This window comes from Actinoplanes lutulentus (assembly GCF_003259845.1).
Classification (GTDB): Bacteria; Actinomycetota; Actinomycetes; order Mycobacteriales; family Micromonosporaceae; genus Actinoplanes; species Actinoplanes lutulentus.
Genome location: NZ_QLMJ01000001.1, coordinates 750,976 through 769,751 on the forward strand (window position 1 = coordinate 750,976; position 18,776 = coordinate 769,751).

The window sequence follows — 18,776 nt, forward strand, 5'->3', positions numbered from 1 at the left end:
TACGCAACGTCGCGCCGCGGCGCCGGTTCCCGCTGCCTGGAGAATGTACCGAACTACGCCACCACCGGCACCTGAGCGAGGACCGGAGCGGACATCGCGGCTCGATAGTGGCCGATCAGCTCGTCGCCGATGGCGGCCCAGCTGCGTCCGCGGACGGCTTCCCGGCCGGCCGCGCCCATCGAGTGCCGCAGGGCGGGGTCCGCGGCGAGTTCGGCGATCGCGCTGGTGAAGCCGGCGCCGGCGTGCGGCGGTACGAGATAACCGGTCAGTCCGTGGCCGACCAGATCAAGCGGCCCACCGGCGGCCGGGGCGACGACGGGCAGGCCGCTCGCCATCGCCTCCTGCACGGTCTGGCCGAACGTCTCATAGGGCCCGGTGTGCGCGAACACGTCGAGGCTCGCGTAGATCCGGGCCAGCTGGGCGCCATGCCGGGCACCGAGGAAGACCGCGTCCGGCAGCGCGCGCCGCAGCGAGCCGGCGTGCGGACCGTCGCCGACCACGACAACGCGGACACCCTTCAACGAGGACGCGCCGGCGAGCAGGTCCACCTCCTTCTCGGCGGCGAGCCGGCCGACGAAGCCGACCAGCACCTCGTCGTTCGGGGCCAGTGCCCGGCGGATCGCCGCGCTGCGCTGCGACGGGTGGAAACGCACGTCGTCGACGCCGCGCCGCCAGAGATGGATCCGGCGCACACCGTGTGCTTCCAGCGCGGCCACCGATTCGGTCGAGGGAGCGAGGGTACGCGTAGCCGCATTGTGAACAGTCCGGATCCACCGCCACGCCATCCGCTCGGTCAGGCGTACCCGATAGGCGCGAGCGTAAGCAGCGACGTCCGTCTGGTAGACCGCGACCGACGGCAGCCGCAGCGTCTTGGCGCTGGCCTGCGCCCACGCCCCGAGCACGAACGGGCTGGCGAGGTGCACCACGTCAGCCCCGTGCCGCCGGATCGCGGCGTGCAGCGCCGGCGCGGGCAGGCCGAGCCGCAGTTGTGGATATCCGGGCATCGGCAGGGACGGGATCCGCACCACCGGGTACGGAAGGTCGATCACGCGCCGGCAACCGGCCGGCGGCTCAGGAGCCACCACCATCGGCTCATGACCGGAGCGCACCAGGTGCTCGGCCATACGCACGACCGAGTTGGCGACACCGTTGACGTCGGGAAGGAACGACTCTGTGGCGAGCACGACGCGCATGTTCACAGCGAAGATTCAGCCGCGATCGGCCGGGTTGCAACCTCATGACCACCAGCGGAACCTCCGGTCAAATGTGCATCAGGTCGGTGACGGTGACCCGGCGGACCAGCGTCCGCGCCCGGCCACCGTTGACGCCCACCAATGCGGGCCGGCCCACGTAGGGCGTGTCCTCGTGGTGGTATGCCCCGGTTCCGGCGACCACGAAGAGGTTCCCGGACTCCACGACGGTGTGCTCGACGCGGCAGCAGGGCACCTCGGGCCGGGAGTCGAGAACGGTCACCCCGGCGCGGGCGATCAGCGCCCGCCCCGGCGACACCCGCACTGCCGGCGGCGTCAGGTCGTAGCGTTCCGCGGTGACCTGGGCGACCGCGCGCAGCCGGGACGCGAACGCGCCGAGGGCCAGCTCGTCCTCACCGTCGCGGTACGGCACGGCGTGCCCGCCGCCCAGATTGATCATCGGAACCCGGAAACCGCGCCGAGCGCGGATCACGGCCATGAAGGCGATCGCCTCACGCAGACATCTTTCGTACGCCCCGAAGCGCGCGATCTGATGGCCCAGCGAGCAGTCCAACCCGGTGAGTGTGAGCGTCGAGGACAGGACGACGTCGAGAGCGGAGAATGCCGTCGAGGTGCCGAGGCGTAGCCCGTACCCATGGGGTCGCCCGGGTGCGGCGGGCAGCACGCGCAAGAGGACCCGCTGACCGTGAGGGGCGCGACCGGCGACCGTTGCCGCCTCGGCGGCGGAACCGACCACCACGCTCGCGCCGCACGCGAAAGCCGCGTCAAGGTCGGCGATGGATTTACCGGCGGAGCAGAGCACCAGGTCACGGGGGTTGAACCCGGCGAGCAGGGCGGTGCGGAGCTGGGCGGCCGAGGTGACGTAGCAGCCGAGGCCGGCCTGGGCGATCCACCGGCCGATCGTCACGGTGAGCCCGGCCTTGGCGCTGTAATAACAGCCGCCCGATCCGAATGCGGCGGCGTATCCGATGGCCCGGGCCCGGACGTCGGTCTCGTCGAGGACGCGGACCGGGGTGCCGTGATCGGCGACGAGCCGGGCCAGGCTCATCCCGCCCACTTCGAGTCCGCCGTCGATGCCCCAGCGCGCGGTAACCGGCCAGACCTCCGCGTCCAGCCGCTGCGACAGCGACGAACCGAGGGTCGGAAGGATGTCGGCAAGTGTCATGCCTTCGACGGTGCGGCCTACGAAAACAAGGGAGAAGGCACCGGTACGTGACGTTGACGGTGACCGGCCGGGTGTTCACGCCGTTGATACGAAAGGTCCCCGCGCTCGTATATCCGCATGTTTGGTTTCCTGCGGAACAAGGAAGACCCTCGCCATGCATCCCCAAGCTCCCCGCCGCACCACCCATGCGTACGGAACCCCGGTGAACCGTCTCGTCTACGACCGGTGGGGTCAGTTCGGCCGGCCGGTCGTGCTGCTGCACGGCCTGCTCTACGACCGCACCATGTGGTGGCCGGTGGCAGCGGAGCTGGGAAACACCTGCAGCGTGCTCGCCGTCGACCTGCCCGGCCACGGCGAATCCGCGCCGCGCGGTGATTACGACCTGAGCATTCTCACGTCCGACCTGGCCGTGCTGATCAACCGGCTGGACCTGCACCGGGCGCCGGTGCTGGTCGGGCACGGCGAGTCGGCGCTGCTCGCCGAGGCGTTCGCGGCGGAGTACGCGACGAAGGCGGTACTGACCGTCGACGAACCACCGGATGATCTGCCGGAGACCGTGGAGCAGCATCTCGCGACGGCTGATCTGGACGCCGTTCCGGAGCCTTACCGGCAATTCGCGGTGCCTCGGCGGGACGTTGCCTTGCTTCACTCGTACCGAAGCTGGTTCGGGAAGAAGAAGCGGGACCGCACGGTCTCGCGCGCCGGGTTTCCGCATTTGAGCGCGCCGGTGTCGTTCGCGACGAATCTGCGCTCGCTGATTTAGTGAGCGCTGGGCGGATTTCTGGGGAAACCCGCCCAGCGTTTTCAGCCGTGCCGATGAGGCAGGTGGAAGTGCGGCCAGTGGAAGTGCGGCCAGTGGAAATGGAAACTGGCCCGATGGTGGCCGTGGCCGCGCCCGTGGCGGGCCGGCGGCGGCAGAAGCGCGATGCTGCTGATCAAAAGACAGACCATCACCACCGAGCCGACCAGAATGTCGAGCAACATGCGGAACCTCCCCGGTACCGCTCGCTAGCTGGAGAAATAACCGTCGCGCGCCGCGGCCCGGCCGTCAACCGGAATCGCTGAACCCGGTGGTTGGCATGCCCTTCGGGGCCGATTTTGCCTATGGTGTGCGTGAGGGGAGTACCTCCAGCTGAAGCGTGGCGGTCATCACGGGCACCCATGTGTGCCCTCGTGCGCTGCCTGCCGGTGCCACGGTGGGTGAGGGAGACCTCGGACGTCGACGCATGTCCGAGGAGGCCCCACGTGTCACATCTGTCCACGATCGCATCCCCGCAACTCTGGGCGATCACCATTGCCGTGCTGCTGGCATTGCTCGCCGCCGATTTCGCGATCACGCACCGCCCGCACGACGTGAAAATGCGCGAGGCAGTCGGTTGGTCACTCTTTTATCTCGCGCTTCCGGCCGCGTTCGGGGTCATTCTCTGGCAGGTGTACGGGAGACAGCCCGCGATGGAGTTCTACACCGGCTGGGTCGTCGAGAAATCCCTGTCCGTCGACAACCTGTTCGTTTTCATGCTGCTGCTCGCGGCGTTCGCGATCCCGCCCGAGCTGGCGCAGCGGGTCCTGCTGTACGGCATCATCGGCGCACTCGTGCTGCGCGCCATTTTCATCGCGGCCGGCGCGGCAGTGCTGCAGACCGGGGCGTGGGCGTTCCTGCTTTTCGGCGCGGCGTTGCTGGCGACCGCGGTGAAGGTGATGCGGGACGCGGCGCGCGACGAGGACTATCAGGTCGACATCAACACCATGCGCAGCGTGCGGCTGTTGCGCCGGCTCATGCCGGTGACCAGCTCCTATGACGGCGGCCGGCTCACTGTGCGAGTGGACGGCCGCCGGGCCCTGACCCCGCTGGCGCTCGTCGTGGTGGCCGTCTTCGTGACCGACCTGGTCTTCGCGGTCGACTCGGTTCCCGCCGTGTACGGAGTGACCGAGGATCCCTACCTGGTGTTCGCCACCAACATGTTCGCGCTGCTCGGGCTACGGGCGCTGTACTTCGTGCTGCGTAACGTGCTCGGCAAGCTGCGGCATCTGGATTACGGGCTCGCGGTGATCCTCGCCTTCATCGGGGTGAAGCTGGTGCTGCACTGGGCGCACAAGCTCTGGCCGTCGTCGGTGCCCGACATCCCGACGGAGCTGTCGCTCGCGGTGATCGCGGTGACGCTGGCAACGGTGACCGTGACCAGCCTGGTGGCCAATCGAAGGGAGGCCCGGTCGCTGGTCTAACCTCGCGCTCCGGCTTTCTGGTCGGTGAAGCGGCGGCGGATCTGGGCCGCCGCAGCGCAGACCAGCGCGACCTGAGGGCGGGCGTGTGACAGCGAGGCGACGGCCGCGTCCAGATCACGGGCGCGGGCGTCGTCCTCCAGCCGGCCGCAGGCGAGCGTCGCCGCGGCCACCCCGAGGTTCGCCATGATGCCCTTGAGCTGGTGCGCCTCGGAGCGCAGCTCATCGGCGTCGTCGAAGGCCAGCGCCTGGGCGATCCGGTCCAGATGCTCGGGGATCTTCGCGGCGAGCGTGCCGAGCAGCCCGTCCAGAGCCGCGGCCGTCGCGGCCGGATTCGGGCCGCGGAGCTGGTCCATCCGCCGGTCGATCTCATCGATCACCGTGTCGATGTCCGGCTCCGGCAGCCGGGTGGTCCAGCGTTCCAGGACCTTGGAGACGTCACCCGGGATGAGCGGCTTGGCGATGTGCGCGTCCATGCCCGCGGCGAGGCAGCGGGCCCGGTCCTCGGCGAGCGCGCTCGCGGTCAGCGCGATGATCGGCACGTGCCGGCCCTCCGGCTCGCGGCGGCGGATCTCGGCGGTGGCCGCGTAACCGTCCATCTCCGGCATCAGGCAGTCCATGAAGATCGCCAGGTAGTCCTGGCGGAACGCGAGATCGACCGCCTCCACACCGTTGACCGCGACGTCCGCGCTGTATCCCAGGTTCGCGAGGATACCGAGCGCCACCGTGCGGTTGATCTCGTTGTCCTCGACGAGCAGCAGGTGTCCCCGGTCCTCCGGCATCTCCCCCGGCACGTCGACGACCTTGTCGCCGTCGCGGTCGGCGAGTACCCCGACGAGGGCGTCGTACAGCTGGGACTGGCGCAGCGGCTTGGCGAACGCCGCCGAGTACCGCTCCGGATCCGGCTCGTCCGGCAGCCGGTGCGCCTCGTCGGCCAGCAGGATCGTCTTGGGCTGCGGGCAGCCGGGCGGCGCCAGGGCGATGCCGGCCACGTCCAGGCCGTCCTCCTGCGCCGTTCCGATGTCGACGATGACCAGGTCGATCGGCCGGCCCGCCTCGGCCGCCTCCTTCAGCGCCACCTCGGCGCTGCGGGTGTCGCCGGCCGTCGCGGCCCGCATCGACCAGCCGGTGAGCTGGTCGGTCAGCACCTCACGGTCCTTCTCGTCGCGGTCCACGATGAGAACCCGCAGGCCGTCGAGCGAGTGCCGGTCGGAGAGGTCCAGGTCGTCGCGGGCGGTCCGCAACGTGACGGTGAACCAGAACGTGCTGCCGTAACCCGGTTCGCTCTCCACGCCGATGCTGCCGCCCATCAGCTCCACCAGGTCCCGGCTGATGGCCAGGCCGAGCCCGGTCCCGCCGAAACGCCGGGTGGTGCCCGCGTCGGCCTGGGTGAACGCCTCGAAGAGCTGCTCCTGCTGGTCCTCGTCGATGCCGATGCCGGTGTCGTGCACCTCGAAACGGATCGGCACCGCGTCCGGGCCGGTGCTCTGCCGGTCGTCGACCTTCGCGGTGACCGTCACCCGGCCCTCGGTGGTGAACTTGACCGCGTTGCCGGCCAGGTTGAGCAGCACCTGGCGCAGCTTCGTCGGGTCACCGCAGACGGTCTGCGGCAGCCGCGGGTCACAGCCGCCACCGACCGAGACCCCGCCGCGGGTGTCCGGCGGCGCGACCAGGGCCACCACGTCGTCGATCAGCCGGCCCACCTCGAAGTTCGCTTCCTCCAGCAGGACCTTGCCGGCCTCCAGCTTGGAGAAGTCCAGGACATCGTTGATCACGGCGAGCAGCGTGGAGCCCGCGGAGCTGATGCCTTCGGCGTACCGTCGCTGTTTCTCGTCGAGGCTGGATCCGAGGAGCAGACCGGTCAGGCCGATCACGCCGTTCATCGGGGTACGGATCTCGTGGCTCATCGAGGCCAGGAACTGCGACTTCAGCCGGGCTGTCTCGATCGCCTGGTCGCGGGCCTCGGCCAGGGCCACCTCGGTCTGCCGGCGGGCGGTGATGTCGCGGACGAATCCGTGGAAGTGCACGCCGCCGTCGTGGCCGATGCGCCACATGGTCAGCTCGACCGGGATCTCATGCCCGTCGCGGTGCGTCGCGGCCATCTCGGTGGGGCGGTCCAGCAGCCAGTCCCAGCGGCCGTCGAGGAGCCGGCGCAGCGCGTTGCGATATCGCGGCGGCAGCACGGTGTCCGACACGTTGCGGCCGATGATCTCGGCACGGGGCCAGCCGAAGACGTGCTCGGCCTGCCGGTTCCATTCGGAGATCAGGCCGTCGTCGTCCATCGTGAAGAACGGATCACTGGCCGCCCCCATGATCATTTCCAGCTGTTCGCGTTCCAGTCGGAGGCGTTGTTCGGCGCGTACCCGGGCGGTGATGTCGTGCGCCACCGTGGAGACGCCGATGACCGTGTCGTCGGTGTCGCGCATCGGGGCCATGCTGAGCGAGACCTCGATGATGCTGCCGTCCTTGCGCTGCCGGCGGGTCTCGAAACGACTGAGTGCCTCGCCCGCGTTGACCCGGGCCAGCAGCTGGCGTTCCTCGTTCTTGCGATCCGGCGGCAGCAGGCGGGTCACGTCGCTGCCGACCATCTCGGCGGCGGTGTATCCGTACAGCCGCTCGGCGCCCGGGTTCCAGGTGCGGATCGTGCCGTCCAGTGCCTTGCTGACGATCGCGTCCTGGGAGGCCTCGACGATCGCGGCGAGGCGGGCGTTGATGTGCGACTGGAGGCGGCGTTCGCTCGCCGCCTGCCGGGTCGCCCGGTTCGACTCGGTGACCTCGCTGCTCACCCCGAAGATCGCGTACGGGCGGTTCCGGCGGTCGCGGAGCGCGTACAGGGTGGTGATGAACCGGCGGCGGGCGCCGTCGTGGTCGGTGACCTCGTCCTCGAAGGCGAGCGGGCCGTCCGAGGCGAGGACCAGCCGGTCGCGGCGCCGATGTTCGGCGAGCTTGTCGGCCGGGTGGACCTCGTGGTCGAACCGGCCGGCCGCGACACCCGGCGGGACCCGGTGCAGCCGCTCGTACGCCCCGCTGACCAGCCGATATCTGCCACTGGCGCTTTTCACGAACGCCGGCGTGGCAGTCTGCTCGAGGATGGCCGCCAGATAGAAGTACTGGTCGAGCCGCCGTCCGGCTCGGCGCAGCAGTTCGCCACCGAGCGTCACGCCTGCTCCGGCGATCCCGCCGGCCACCAGCGCGTACCGGAGCCAGCCGGCCTTGCCCACGGCACATCTCCCCTCGAAAGCCGAATGTGATTCGGAATCAACCTACATGCTTTAGCCTTATTACGGACAAACAACACATCATGAGGGAGACGCCGTGGCGACAGTGATGGTCGTCGACGACGTGGCGGCCAACCGGGACATCGTCCGGATGCTCCTCGGCTATCGAGGCCACGACGTCATCGAGGCACGGGACGGGGCCGACGCGCTCCGGCTCGCCCACGTCCACCACCCCGACGTCGTCGTCTCCGACGTGCTGATGCCCGGCATCGACGGCCTGGAGCTCGTACACCGGCTGCGCTCCGACCCCGACCGGCTGGCCGCCCAGGCGCCGGTCATCTTCTACACCGCCAACTACCTGGAGCCGGAGACCCGGCCGATCGCCGAGGCCTGCGGCGTCAGCCAGGTGGTGCTGCGTTCCCAGGACCCGCACACCCTGCTCGAAGCCGTCGACACCGCGCTGGCGCAGGGCCCGGTCCTGCTCGACGTACCGGCCGCCGACGAGGAGTTCGCTCAGGCGCACCTGCACGCCGTCAACGCGAAGCTGATCGAGAAGGTCCGCGCCCTGCACGACACCGAACGGCGCTTCGAGGCGATGGCCGTCGCCAGCCCGGTCGGCATCGGCATCCTGGACACCCACGGCACCGCTGACTACATCAACGAGCGGCTCGCCCAGATCATGCAGATGCCCCAGGAGAACCTGCTCGGCGCCGGCTGGCTGGACTGCCTCGACGACTCGGCGCAGGACGCCGCCCTGAGCCTCCTGCACGGCGCCGGCGACACCTCCGAGCTGCGCTTCGACCACCGGATCGCCTGGCCCGACGGAACCACCCGGCGGCTGCGCCTGCACCTGCGGCAGATCCACGACGACGATGACGGCCGGCTCGCCGGCGGTGTGCTGATGGTCGACGACGTCACCGACCTGGTCTCCGCCGAGGAACGCCTGCGCGAGGAGATCCTGCGCCGCCAGGACGACTCCCGGCACCGCGACGCCGAACGCCTGGACAGCCTGCGCCGGATGGCCGGCGGCACCGCCCACGACTTCAACAACGTCCTCGGCGCCATCCTCGGGTACACCAACCTGGCCATCGAGACGATCAACGACGCCCTGGAGGACGGCACTCTGCCGGCCGAGACCGCCGAGTCGCTGATCGGCGACCTGCAGCACGTCGTGAAGGGCGGCGAACGCGCCAAAGGGCTCACCACGCAGCTGCTCGCCTTCGGCCGCCGGGAGATCATCCAGCCCGCCGCGATCAACCTGAACACGCTGCTGCGCGACAACACCGCGTCGCTGCGCGAGACCGCCGGCCCCGAAGTAGAGCTGATCCTGGACCTCGAACCGTCGCTGCCCGGTGTGAAGGCCGACCCGGCCCAGATCGCCCAGGCGCTGCGCAGCCTGGTCCGCAACAGCGCCGAGGCGATGCCCGCCGGCGGCACCGTCACGATCACCACCTCGATGCAGGACGAGAACGTCACGGTCAGCCTGACCGACACCGGCACCGGGATGCCGCAGCATGTCCTGGACCGCGCTTTCGAGCCGTTCTTCAGCACGAAACTCGCCGGCAGCACCGCCGGGCTCGGGCTGTCCACCTCGCACGGGATCATCAGCCAGGCCGGTGGGCAGCTCACCCTGCGCTCCCGTGAAGGCCACGGCACCACCGCCACGTTCACCCTGCCGGCCTTGGTCAGCGAGGCACCGCCGCCGCCACCGCCGTCCGCTGCCAAGCCGGACAATACGGGCGGCGAGACGCTCCTTCTCGTCGACGACGAGTCCGCCGTGCTGCAGGTCTCCGCGCGGATACTGTCCGGCGCCGGGTACGACGTACTGACCGCGGCCGACGCCGGTGAAGCGCTGCGCATCCTCGAACAGCACCCCGGTCACGTGTCCGCCCTGGTCACCGACGTGGTGATGCCCGGCATGAACGGCCGGCAGCTGGCCAAGGTCGCCGCGATGCGCCAGCCCAGCCTGTCGATCGTCTTCGTCTCCGGGTTCGCCGAGTCGCTGATCGACGAGAACGGCAACAACCTCGAACCCGGGTCCACCATTCTGGCTAAGCCGTTCGACCGGGAAGCCCTGGTCAGTACGGTCCGAGGTGCCCTGAATGCGACCTCGCACAGGTGACTGACAGGTTGGCGGTAACGCGAATCAACTAGCATCCGTGGCCCAGCGGCGTGTCAGTCACCCGCCCGAGCCGTGGAGGACGCCCGGTGAGCGCTGCAGGTGATCGCCAGCCGACCGTCGAGGAGACGCCGACCGTCTTCCTGCCCGCACAGGCTGTCCCGGTGCACGACGTCCTGGACAGTTCTGACCCAGCGGCGCCGGCGCCGTTGCCTCCGTCCTCCGGAGGGCGCAAGCGCGTACTCATCGCCGGCGTGACCGTGCTCGTGCTCGCCGTCGGGACGGGTGCCGCTGCCATCTGGGCCTATCGCGGCGACATTCCGCTCGGTGTGACGGTTCTGGGGGCGGAACTCGGGGGGCTTGGGCGTACCGAAGCAGCCGCTGAACTGCGCGCCCAGCTGGCGCGTGACGCTTCGCTGAGTGCGCCGCTGAAAGTCACGGTCGAAGACCGTGACGCCTCGGTGAAACCTGCCGACGTCGGCCTGGTCGTCGACGTCGACGCCACGATCACCGCCGCGGCGAAGGGCAACCCGTCGCTGTTCGGCACGCGGGCTGTCGCACCGGTCGTGGCCGTCGACGCCGAGATGCTCGACGCGGCCCTGCGCAAGTCCCTCGGCAAGATCGGGGACCCGATGACGCAGCCTGCAGTGGTCTTCGACGGGATCAAGCCGCGCGCCGTGCACCCGTCGCCCGGCCGCGACATCGACCCGGCGCGCACCGCCGAGATCGTGCGGGCGAGCTGGCCGGCCAGCACCGCGGTCACTGTGCCGCTCGTCGAGGTACACCCCGTGACGACCGCGGCCGAGGTGGACCAGCTCGTCACCACGGTGGCTTCACCGGCGGTGTCCGGGCCGCTCACCATCACCTCGGACAAGGGCACACTGACCGTGCCGCCGGCCGCCATCGCGAAGAGCCTCGTCCTGACCGCCGACAAAACCGGCAAGATCGAGCCCCGCCTGGACGCCAAGAAGTTGCGCGCCGCCGTCGCGAAACCGCTCGCGAAACTCGAGACGAAACCCCGCGACGCGCGCTTCAGCCTCAAGGGCGGCAAGCCGTCGATCGTCGAAGGAGCCGAGGGTACGGCCGTCGACCTGGCCGGCATGGGCCCGGAGATCCTGAACGTGCTGCGCAGCACGAGCGAACGGTCGATCGCGGCGACCGTCACCGAAGCCAAACCGGCAGTCGACGCCGCAGCGCTGGGCAAGCTCGGCGTCACGGAGAAGGTCTCGACGTTCACCACCAAGTTCACCGGTGGCCTGTCGTCGTCGCGCAGCCAGAACATCGTGCAGGCCGCGAAACAGGTGGAAGGCGCCCTGGTGCTGCCCGGCGAGACGTTCTCGCTGAACAAGCACACCGGCGAGCGCAGTTACCAGCAGGGATACAAGGACGCGCCGGTGATCCTCGGCGGCAAGCTGACCCCGGGCGTCGGCGGCGGGGTCTCGCAGTTCACCACGACGCTGTTCAACGCGACGTATTACGCGGGGCTTGAGGACGTCGAGCACAAGCCGCATTCTTACTATTTCGACCGGTACCCGGCGGTCATCGAGTCCACGATCTTCTACCCGGACCTGGACTTCCGGTTCAAGAACGACAGTCCGCACGGGGTGCTTCTCGACACGGCGTGGACCAGCAACAGCATCACGGTCTCGGTGTGGAGCACGAAGGTGTGGGACAAGGTGTCCACCGAGTACAGCAAGCGCCGCAACATCACCTCCCCGCAGACGATCACCCTGCCGGACGGGCCGAGCTGCATCGCGACGGGCGGGTTGCCGGGGTTCACGCAGGACGCGTACCGCTTGTTCCAGCGCGACGGCAAGGTGGTCAAGCGCGAGAAGTTCACCTGGAAATACGACGCCGAGCCGAACTACATCTGCGCCTCCCCAGAAACCCCGGAGACCCCCGAGGACTGACGGCGCCAGGCCCGCGTGTCGAATTGAGGCGCAATCCGCACCCGAAGTCGACACCCGAGGCGGACCCAGGCTCCACGTGTCGACGTGAGGTCCGATCCACACCCAAAATCGACACGCGGCCGCTGCGGGGCCGCACCAGGCCATCAGCGGGCCCCGATGTCACGGGGCGTAGCAATGCCCAGGGGAGCCGCGCAGATCTTGGATGCCCGTAGCCGCCCTGAGCCCCACAGGTTTCCGTAAATCCCCCGCGCCCACCATCGATGACCGCTCGTCGCTCACACCGGGTAATCGCTGACCCGAAGCCCCCACCGACACCAGCTCGTTTGACGCCCACTGCCCGCTTCCGCCCTCCCCCAACCAAAGTCAACTCAACCCGAGGGACCTGAGGACGTCCGGCTTGCGCCCGCGGTCGCACAGAAGCCCAAAACACGACCACAAGCACAAGCCGGTTCCGGGCGGCTTGTGCTTACGGTCGCGCTGAAGCCCAAAACACGACCACAAGCACAAGCCAGCTCGGTCCGGCTTGTGCTCGTGGTCGCCCGAGAGCCGGAAACGCGACCGCGAGCGCAAGCCGGTTCCGTCTGGCTTGTGCCTGTGGTCGTACTGGGGCCGGAAATGCGACCGCGAGCGCGAGCCGGCCGTGGGGTGTGCCGCTCAGCAAGCCGGTGGATGCCGACAAACCGGACTCAATGCCGCCGGCCCGGCCGCACACAGGCCCCTCGCGGGGCCGGTTAGTGCACGCGAAAGCGTTTTGCGGGGGGCGCCCCTATGGCGGCGGTGAGCGCACGCAGAACGACAGCGTGCGCTCAAACGCGTGCGCTCACCGCCCGGCTGGGGTGGCGCTACGGCCTTGAGCACGACGGGCGGGCGCTGGCGATCGGGGTGCACGGTCGTGAGCCGCCGGACGGCATTCAGCGGTCATTCGCCGCGAGCCCGACCACCACACCGGCCGACACGGCAAAAGGCGACCCGACACTGCAAGAGGCGGCGCCCCCGGTAACAGATCTGGGCACGGCGGCTGGCGGCACGGTGAGTGGCGGGTCTGGGGCGCGAGGGCTGGGTGTGGGCGCGGGAGCAGGGCGCGAGCGCGGGAGCCGGGCGGCGGCTGAGGGATCGGCTGCGGGTTTGGGGGTGAGTGGGCAGCGGTCGCGATAGGCGCCGGACGGCCTTGAGGGGTGGCGGGGTCGCGGTGGTGGAGGCGGGGGCGGGGGCTTGCGGTTGGGGGCGCCGTTAATTCCGTATGGTATATGCAAGAAGGATTGCGCAATGGCTCTTGCTTGAGGCATGGTCGGGGTTATGGAAGCTCGGAGGATCACTGACTCGCGGGTGCTGGCGGCGCTTGCTCATCCGCTTCGGCGGCGGCTCATGGATGTGCTCAAGGTGGATGGGGCGGCGACCGTGAGCATGCTGGCGGAGCGGACCGGGCAGGCTGTCGCCAATGTGAGTTTTCACCTGAAGGTGCTGGCCGGCTGCGATTTGATCGCTGAGGCGCCGGAGCTGGCGCGGGATCGGCGGGAGCGGTGGTGGCGACTGGTGGATCCGGCGGTTCGGTGGTCCACGGCCGATTTTGATGATGATCCGGCTGGGCAGGCGGTGGCCAGTGCCGCGCTGTCGCTCAACCTTGATCGGCAGGTGAGTCTCGTCCGGGAGTGGCATGCCGTGCGGGAGAGCCGGAAAGAGGCTTGGGGTGAGGCGCCGTTCTCCACTGACAAGTGGTTGCGGCTCACGCCTGATGAACTGGCCGTCTTCGAACGGGAGCTGCTCGATCTGATCGACCGGTGGGCCGGGCGTGACAGCGGTGGGGAGACGGTGTTCTTCTTCGCGCATGCGGTGCCGGCTCAGCCGTGAGACGCGACTTCCGGTTGCTCTGGGCCGCTGAGGCCGGCAGCCGGCTCGGCAGCAGCATGACCAGTGTGGCGTTGCCGCTGGTGGCGGTGGTGCAGCTGCACGCCAGCGCTTTTCAAGCGGCGCTGCTCTATGCGACCACCTGGCTGCCGTGGCTGTTGATCGGGCTGCCGGCGGGTGCCTGGGTGGATCGGCTGCCCAAGCGGCGGCTCATGATCGTGTGTGACCTGATCGCGGCGGTGCTGTTTCTCAGCGTGCCGGTCGCGGCGTGGCTCGGTGTGCTGGGCATCGGGCATCTGCTGGCCGTGTCGTTCGCCGGTGGGGCGGTCGCGGTGTTCTTTCAGACCGCGCAGGAGGCTTATCTTCCGGTGCTGCTCGACGCTGAGGATCTGCCCGAGGCCAACGCCAAACTGCACGGCACCGCCTCGGCCACGCAGGTCGCCGGGCCCGGGCTGGCCGGTCTGCTGGCTCAGGTCGCCGGTGCGGTGACCGCGGTGCTGATCGACGCGGTCAGCTTCCTCGTGTCGGCGCTCTGCCTCGCCGGGATCCGGCGGGCCGAGCCTCGGGAGACGCGGGAGCGGGCACCGATCCGGCGGGAGATCGCCGACGGGATCCGGTTCGTCGTCCGGGACCCCTATCTGCGGGTGCTGACCCTGTACGGCGCGGCCAGCAACATCGGGCTGATCGGATATCAGTCGCTGCTCGTGGTCTTCCTGGTCCGGGAGGTCGGCGTCAGCCCCGGCGTGGTCGGTGGCCTGATCGCCGCGCTCAGCTGCGGCGGGGTTGTCGGCGCGGTGGTCGCCACGCCGCTGGCCCGGCGGATCGGCACGGCCCGGGCCATGCTGATCTGCGAGGGCGCGTCGGTGCCGTTCGGGTTGCTGATCCCGATGACCGGCCCGGGCGCCGGCCTGGGCCTGCTGGTCGTCGGCGGGCTGGTCATCGGGGTCGGCGTGGTCGCCGGCAATGTGCTGAAGGGTGTCTTCCGTCAGCAGTACACGCCACCGGAGCTGCTCGGCCGGACGCTGGTGAGCATGCAGTTCCTCAACCTGGGCGCGGTTCCGGTGGGTGCGCTGATCGCCGGGTCGCTGGCTTCGGCTTTCGGGGTACGGCCGGCCCTGTGGTGCATGACGGCGGGACTGGCGTTGAGCGGGCTGATCCTGCTCAACGGGCCGATGAAGAGCCGGCGAGATCTCCCTTTGTCGCTGACAGCACCAGGTTGAAGCCGGTGTCGGCCGCCAGGATCGCATCGGTGAACCCCGCCTCGGCGAGCAGTCGCAGGCGCTCGGCGGGGCCGCCCAGGGTGCCGAGGCCGTACGCCCCGGGCTGACCCAGCGACGTCGGGGTGCACAGGGCGGTCGAGGAGGCGTACCCGATCCGGGTGATCGGCATCCCGATCGTGGTGGTCCAGTCGTCCGCCGACCACGGCTCGACCGCCACCACGATCCCGCCCGGGTTCAGCGACGCGTGCGCGGCCCGCAGCGCCGCCGCCGGGTCACCCAGGTCGTGCAGGGCGTCGAAGAAGACCACCACGTCGTACGGCCCGTGCCCGCCGATCGCGCCCGAGTCCGCCACGTGGAAGGAGACGTTCGCCGGGCTGCCCGCTTCGATGGCCCGGGCCCGGGCGGTGGCGATCGACGGCTCGTGGTTGTCGAAGCCGAGCACCGTGGCGGACGGCCAGGTACGCCCGATCAGCAGCCCGGCGAACCCGTGTCCACAGCCGACGTCCGCGATCCGCGCACCGGCCGCCAGCTTCTCGACCAGCCCCGGAACAGCGGGGAACCAGGCCTGTTCGAGCTGGTTGACGTACGCGGTCCGGAAGTAGCGCTCGATGCCGTGGTACGTGCAGCCCGGCACCTCGTCACCGGCCAGCCCGCCGTCGCCACGGAACGCCGCCTCCAGCTTCTCCAGGGACTGGAAGTACCCCGTGATGATCTCTCCGGCCGCCACCAGGTGCACCGGCGAGTCCACCACGGACAGCGCCAGGGCGTGTTCGAACGGCAGCTCGAACGTGTCGCCGTCGACGGTCACGTACCCGGAGACGGTCTGCTGCCGGAGCCATTCGGTGACCAGTCGCGGATGCAGGCCGGTCTTCCGCGCGAGCTCGCCGGCGGTGATCGGCCCGGTCATCGCCCGGTACAGGCCGAGGCGGTCGCCGAGAACGGTCATCGCGGTACTCGCCGCGCCGGCGAAATCCGTGATCAGCCGGCCTGCGAACGCTTCGACGCGGGCTTCGTCAAGAGTTGAATTCGTCATGTGAACACGGTGCGGGCGGCGCCTTGCTGAGACCTTGCCGGCCGCTGTTTCTCCAGCTCATCAAGGGCGTGACCGCAGACCGTGGCGAGGTCGCCGGTTCCGGTGCCCGGTCCCCTCAGGCGGGCCAGCCGCTCCACATCAGGTCCCATCACCGCCGGCGCGAGCGGGTCCTCGTCCGCCGACCGCACGATGTAGGAACCCGCCTCGCCACCCAGCAGTTCCGCGGTCAGCCGCAGGATCGTCCAGAGCTGGGCGGTCATGTTGACGTCGCGGACCGCCACAATCGTCTCCCGGCACGCGGCCACCGCCTGCTCGCGCCGGCCGAGCCGGATCAGCACGGCCGCCCGCGCCACCCGGGCCACGTTCGCGGTGTAGACCTGGTTCACCCGCTCGCTCGCGGCGATCGACCGGTCGTACCAGGTCAGCGCGCTCTCCGGCTCGCTGCCGGCCAGCAGCTCACCCCGGGTGAAAGGCACAAACCCATCAAGGCCTTCGGTACGCAGATAGGCCGCGTGTTCTTCCATCCAGTCCAGCCCCGTCCGCGGGTCACCGGCGTAGACGTCCATCAGCGCCGCACAGCAGATCCCGGTAGCTCGTGCCCAGCGTGGCGCGCCCCGGTCGGCGGCGATCAGCTCGGCGTCGGCGCGCACCGCCGCAGCCCGGCCGGCGAACATGCCGTTGGAGATCCGGACGATCAGCGCGCCCCAGCGCAGCGGGTGGTCCTCGGGCATCCGATTGATCACCTCGGTGAGCAGGCGATCCGCTTCCGGGAGGTCGCCGCGGAGGCACTCGGCGTTCCCGGCGGCCAGGCCGCGGAGAAGGTCGCTCCCGGTGTCGAATCCACCTGGTTTCCCGGCGGCGAGTTGCTCGGTCACACCGGGGTCGGGCGCATCGGAGTTGATCACGGCGAGCTGGGCGGCCAGGAGAGCGCCCTCCTCGGTGCCCAGCCAGGTCAGGGCTTCCTGGAGGTTGGCCGTCTCACGGCGGAACGTCGGGGTGGTCCAGGGGTCGCGGTTGCGGCCGCGGTCGACGAGTTCGGTGGCGAGGCCGAGCATCCAGCGGGCATGCGCGGCGCGGGCCTCGCGCTCGTCCTCCGGGTCCAGGTGCCCCAGCGCGACGTGCCGAACGGTTTCGAGGAGCCGGTAACGGGGTTCGCCGGTGGTCAGGTCGCAGCTGATCAGCGAGGCGTCGACGAGTTCGGCGAGAAGGCCGTCACTGCTCGGCTCGGCGAAGTACGGCAGTGCTTCCAAACTGAAGCCGCCCCGGCACACCGCGAGCCGATCCAGCAGGCGTTGTGCCGCCGGGTCCAGGAGACGGTACGACCACTCGACCGTCGCCGACACCGCTGTGGCCCGATCCCCGCCACGGGCCGGGTCCAGCACGTCCAGGCCGGCGCCGAGACGATCCCGCAGGTGCGCCAGCCCGAACACCGACTCGCGCCGCGCCGCCAGCTCCACCGCCAGCGGCAGGCCGTCGACGAGGTCACAGATCTGGGCGGCCAGTTCGCGCGTACCGAAATCGTCGCGGAAATCAGCACGCAGCAAGGCCGCGCGGTCGCAGAAGAGGGCGACCCGGTCGGCAGCCGGTAGCGGGCCGATGTGCTGGACCCGCTCCCCCGCGACGCCGAGCCGGTGGCGCGAGGTGGCCAGGACGCGCAGGCGCGGGCAGCGCGCCAAGAGGTCACCGACCAGGTCGCGAACCGCGTCGAGGAGGTGTTCGCAATTGTCCAGAACCAGCGTCGCGGGCGCCGCGCCGATCCGCTCGGCGAGGGCCGCGACCCCACCGCGAGGCGCGGAGCGCATCCCGAGCGTGCCGGCGACGGCGGAGGCGACAGCTGAGGTGACGTCAGCCGGGACCGAGCGTTCGGCGAGTTCGACGACGAGTTCGTCGCCGGTCAGCGACTCGGTCATGAGCCGGGTCTTGCCGACGCCACCCGGGCCGACCAGGGTGACCACCCGATCGGTGGCGCGTGCGTCGCGGATGGCGGCGAGTTCGGTCCGGCGTCCGAAGAAGCGGTCGGTCACCCTTCGCGCGACCTTGATCGCGGCTTGCGGCCGCAGCGCGGGATCCTCCGCGAGGATCCCGCGCTGCATCTCGATCAAGGCAGGCGATGGGTCAAGGCCGTGGCTTTCCGCAAGCTTTCGTCGGTACGCGCTCAGCACGGTCAACGCCTGCGGGGTACGCCCGGACGCGTGCAGAGCTCGCATCAGAAGCAGTTGAGGCCGCTCCCGCAGCGGTTCCGCGGTGGCGATGGCCTCGAGCTCCGGCAGGGTTTCGGCCGCCTGGCCCGCGTCGAGGCGAAGGCCGAGGCATTCTTCGCGCAGGTGCCGCCGCCACTCGGTGAGCCGGGCGACCTCCGGGGCGAACACGAGCCGGTCCGACACGTCGGCGAGCGGGTCGCCGCGCCAGACGGCGAGAGCTTCGGCGAGGGTGGCCGCGGCGAGATCCGGCAGCTGCCCCTCGGCGGTCTCGACAAGACGTTCCACCAGGTCGGAGTCCAGCTCGGCGCCGGCCAGACGGTAACCGCCCGGCTCGCGCCGGATCGCGTCGCCGCCGGTGTGCCGCCGAAGCCGGGAGACGTAGCTGTGCAGGTTGCCGATCGCGTTGTCCGGCGGTTCGCCGTCCCACAGGGCGGCGAGCAGCTCCGGGACCCCGACCGGACGGCCGGCGGCGAGAGCGAGCCGGGCCAGCAGGATCCGTTGCGGCGCACCGGTCAGCGGGATGTCCCGGTCGTCACGACTCAGCGCGACCGGCCCCAGCAACCCGACCCGAATCCCCACCGAGCCATTCTCACCGCGACTGATGTCTCGCGACCACCACTTATCCACTCCCCGA

General features: G+C 70.0%; 12 protein-coding genes. 6 read left to right on the forward strand and 6 right to left on the reverse strand.

Translation table 11 applies throughout. The features are described from left to right. Positions 1 to 53: 53 nt before the first annotated feature. Complete coding sequence (locus tag B0I29_RS03170; protein ID WP_111647251.1) at positions 54 to 1,193, reverse strand: glycosyltransferase family 4 protein; 1,140 nt, start codon at positions 1,191 to 1,193, stop codon at positions 54 to 56. 67 nt (positions 1,194 to 1,260) lie between these two features. After that, positions 1,261 to 2,376, reverse strand: coding sequence for a diaminopimelate decarboxylase family protein (locus B0I29_RS03175; protein WP_111647252.1), 1,116 nt, complete (start codon positions 2,374 to 2,376; stop codon positions 1,261 to 1,263). Between the two features lie 154 nt (positions 2,377 to 2,530). Between B0I29_RS03175 and B0I29_RS03180 the strand changes: the two genes are divergently transcribed. Further along, a complete protein-coding gene (locus B0I29_RS03180) occupies positions 2,531 to 3,139 on the forward strand; it encodes an alpha/beta fold hydrolase (RefSeq protein ID WP_181557664.1) in 609 nt (202 codons plus the stop codon). A 41-nt stretch (positions 3,140 to 3,180) separates the two neighbouring features. On the opposite strand, the gene B0I29_RS03185 is transcribed toward B0I29_RS03180, so the two are convergent. After that, positions 3,181 to 3,360, reverse strand: a complete 180-nt coding sequence (locus B0I29_RS03185) for a hypothetical protein (protein WP_111647253.1) — start codon at positions 3,358 to 3,360, stop codon at positions 3,181 to 3,183. A gap of 261 nt (positions 3,361 to 3,621) precedes the next feature. Between B0I29_RS03185 and B0I29_RS03190 the strand changes: the two genes are divergently transcribed. After that, the gene (locus tag B0I29_RS03190) at positions 3,622 to 4,599 is read left to right on the forward strand and encodes a TerC/Alx family metal homeostasis membrane protein (protein WP_245972163.1); all 978 of its coding nucleotides are present in this window, start codon (positions 3,622 to 3,624) and stop codon (positions 4,597 to 4,599) included. Here the strand turns inward: B0I29_RS03190 and B0I29_RS03195 are convergent. Continuing rightward, positions 4,596 to 7,817 (reverse strand): PAS domain S-box protein, encoded by a 3,222-nt coding sequence (locus B0I29_RS03195; RefSeq protein ID WP_111647255.1) that lies wholly within the window; start codon positions 7,815 to 7,817, stop codon positions 4,596 to 4,598. The two genes, B0I29_RS03190 and B0I29_RS03195, sit on opposite strands and share 4 nt — an antisense overlap. A gap of 94 nt (positions 7,818 to 7,911) precedes the next feature. Here B0I29_RS03195 and B0I29_RS03200 point away from each other — a divergent pair, with 94 nt between their 5' ends. From B0I29_RS03200 to B0I29_RS03215, 4 genes are all read left to right on the forward strand, one after another. Then, positions 7,912 to 9,936 (forward strand): hybrid sensor histidine kinase/response regulator, encoded by a 2,025-nt coding sequence (locus tag B0I29_RS03200; protein WP_245972165.1) that lies wholly within the window; start codon positions 7,912 to 7,914, stop codon positions 9,934 to 9,936. An 86-nt stretch (positions 9,937 to 10,022) separates the two neighbouring features. Beyond that, the gene (locus tag B0I29_RS03205) at positions 10,023 to 11,843 is read left to right on the forward strand and encodes a VanW family protein (RefSeq protein ID WP_111647257.1); all 1,821 of its coding nucleotides are present in this window, start codon (positions 10,023 to 10,025) and stop codon (positions 11,841 to 11,843) included. A 1,296-nt stretch (positions 11,844 to 13,139) separates the two neighbouring features. Further along, positions 13,140 to 13,691, forward strand: a complete 552-nt coding sequence (locus B0I29_RS03210; protein ID WP_111647258.1) for an ArsR/SmtB family transcription factor — start codon at positions 13,140 to 13,142, stop codon at positions 13,689 to 13,691. After that, positions 13,688 to 14,908, forward strand: a complete 1,221-nt coding sequence (locus B0I29_RS03215; RefSeq protein ID WP_111647259.1) for an MFS transporter — start codon at positions 13,688 to 13,690, stop codon at positions 14,906 to 14,908. The genes B0I29_RS03210 and B0I29_RS03215 overlap by 4 nt, the downstream gene beginning before the upstream one ends. Here the strand turns inward: B0I29_RS03215 and B0I29_RS03220 are convergent. Together B0I29_RS03220 and B0I29_RS03225 are read right to left on the reverse strand one after the other, a co-directional pair. Next, complete coding sequence (locus B0I29_RS03220; protein ID WP_111647260.1) at positions 14,850 to 15,941, reverse strand: class I SAM-dependent methyltransferase; 1,092 nt, start codon at positions 15,939 to 15,941, stop codon at positions 14,850 to 14,852. The two genes, B0I29_RS03215 and B0I29_RS03220, sit on opposite strands and share 59 nt — an antisense overlap. Beyond that, positions 15,938 to 18,721: an ATP-binding protein gene (locus tag B0I29_RS03225; RefSeq protein ID WP_181557665.1), complete on the reverse strand. Its 2,784-nt coding sequence runs from the start codon at positions 18,719 to 18,721 to the stop codon at positions 15,938 to 15,940. The genes B0I29_RS03220 and B0I29_RS03225 overlap by 4 nt, the downstream gene beginning before the upstream one ends. Positions 18,722 to 18,776 lie beyond the last annotated feature (55 nt).

Excerpts from the sequence above, each read along its gene's own strand:
- B0I29_RS03210 (WP_111647258.1), top strand. The coding sequence starts at position 13,140 with ATGGAAGCTCGGAGGATCACTGACTCGCGGGTGCTGGCGGCGCTTGCT.
- B0I29_RS03185 (WP_111647253.1), bottom strand. The coding sequence starts at position 3,360 with ATGTTGCTCGACATTCTGGTCGGCTCGGTGGTGATGGTCTGTCTTTTG.
- B0I29_RS03170 (WP_111647251.1), bottom strand. The coding sequence starts at position 1,193 with ATGCGCGTCGTGCTCGCCACAGAGTCGTTCCTTCCCGACGTCAACGGT.
- B0I29_RS03180 (WP_181557664.1), top strand. The coding sequence starts at position 2,531 with ATGCATCCCCAAGCTCCCCGCCGCACCACCCATGCGTACGGAACCCCG.
- B0I29_RS03175 (WP_111647252.1), bottom strand. The coding sequence starts at position 2,376 with ATGACACTTGCCGACATCCTTCCGACCCTCGGTTCGTCGCTGTCGCAG.
- B0I29_RS03220 (WP_111647260.1), bottom strand. The coding sequence starts at position 15,941 with ATGACGAATTCAACTCTTGACGAAGCCCGCGTCGAAGCGTTCGCAGGC.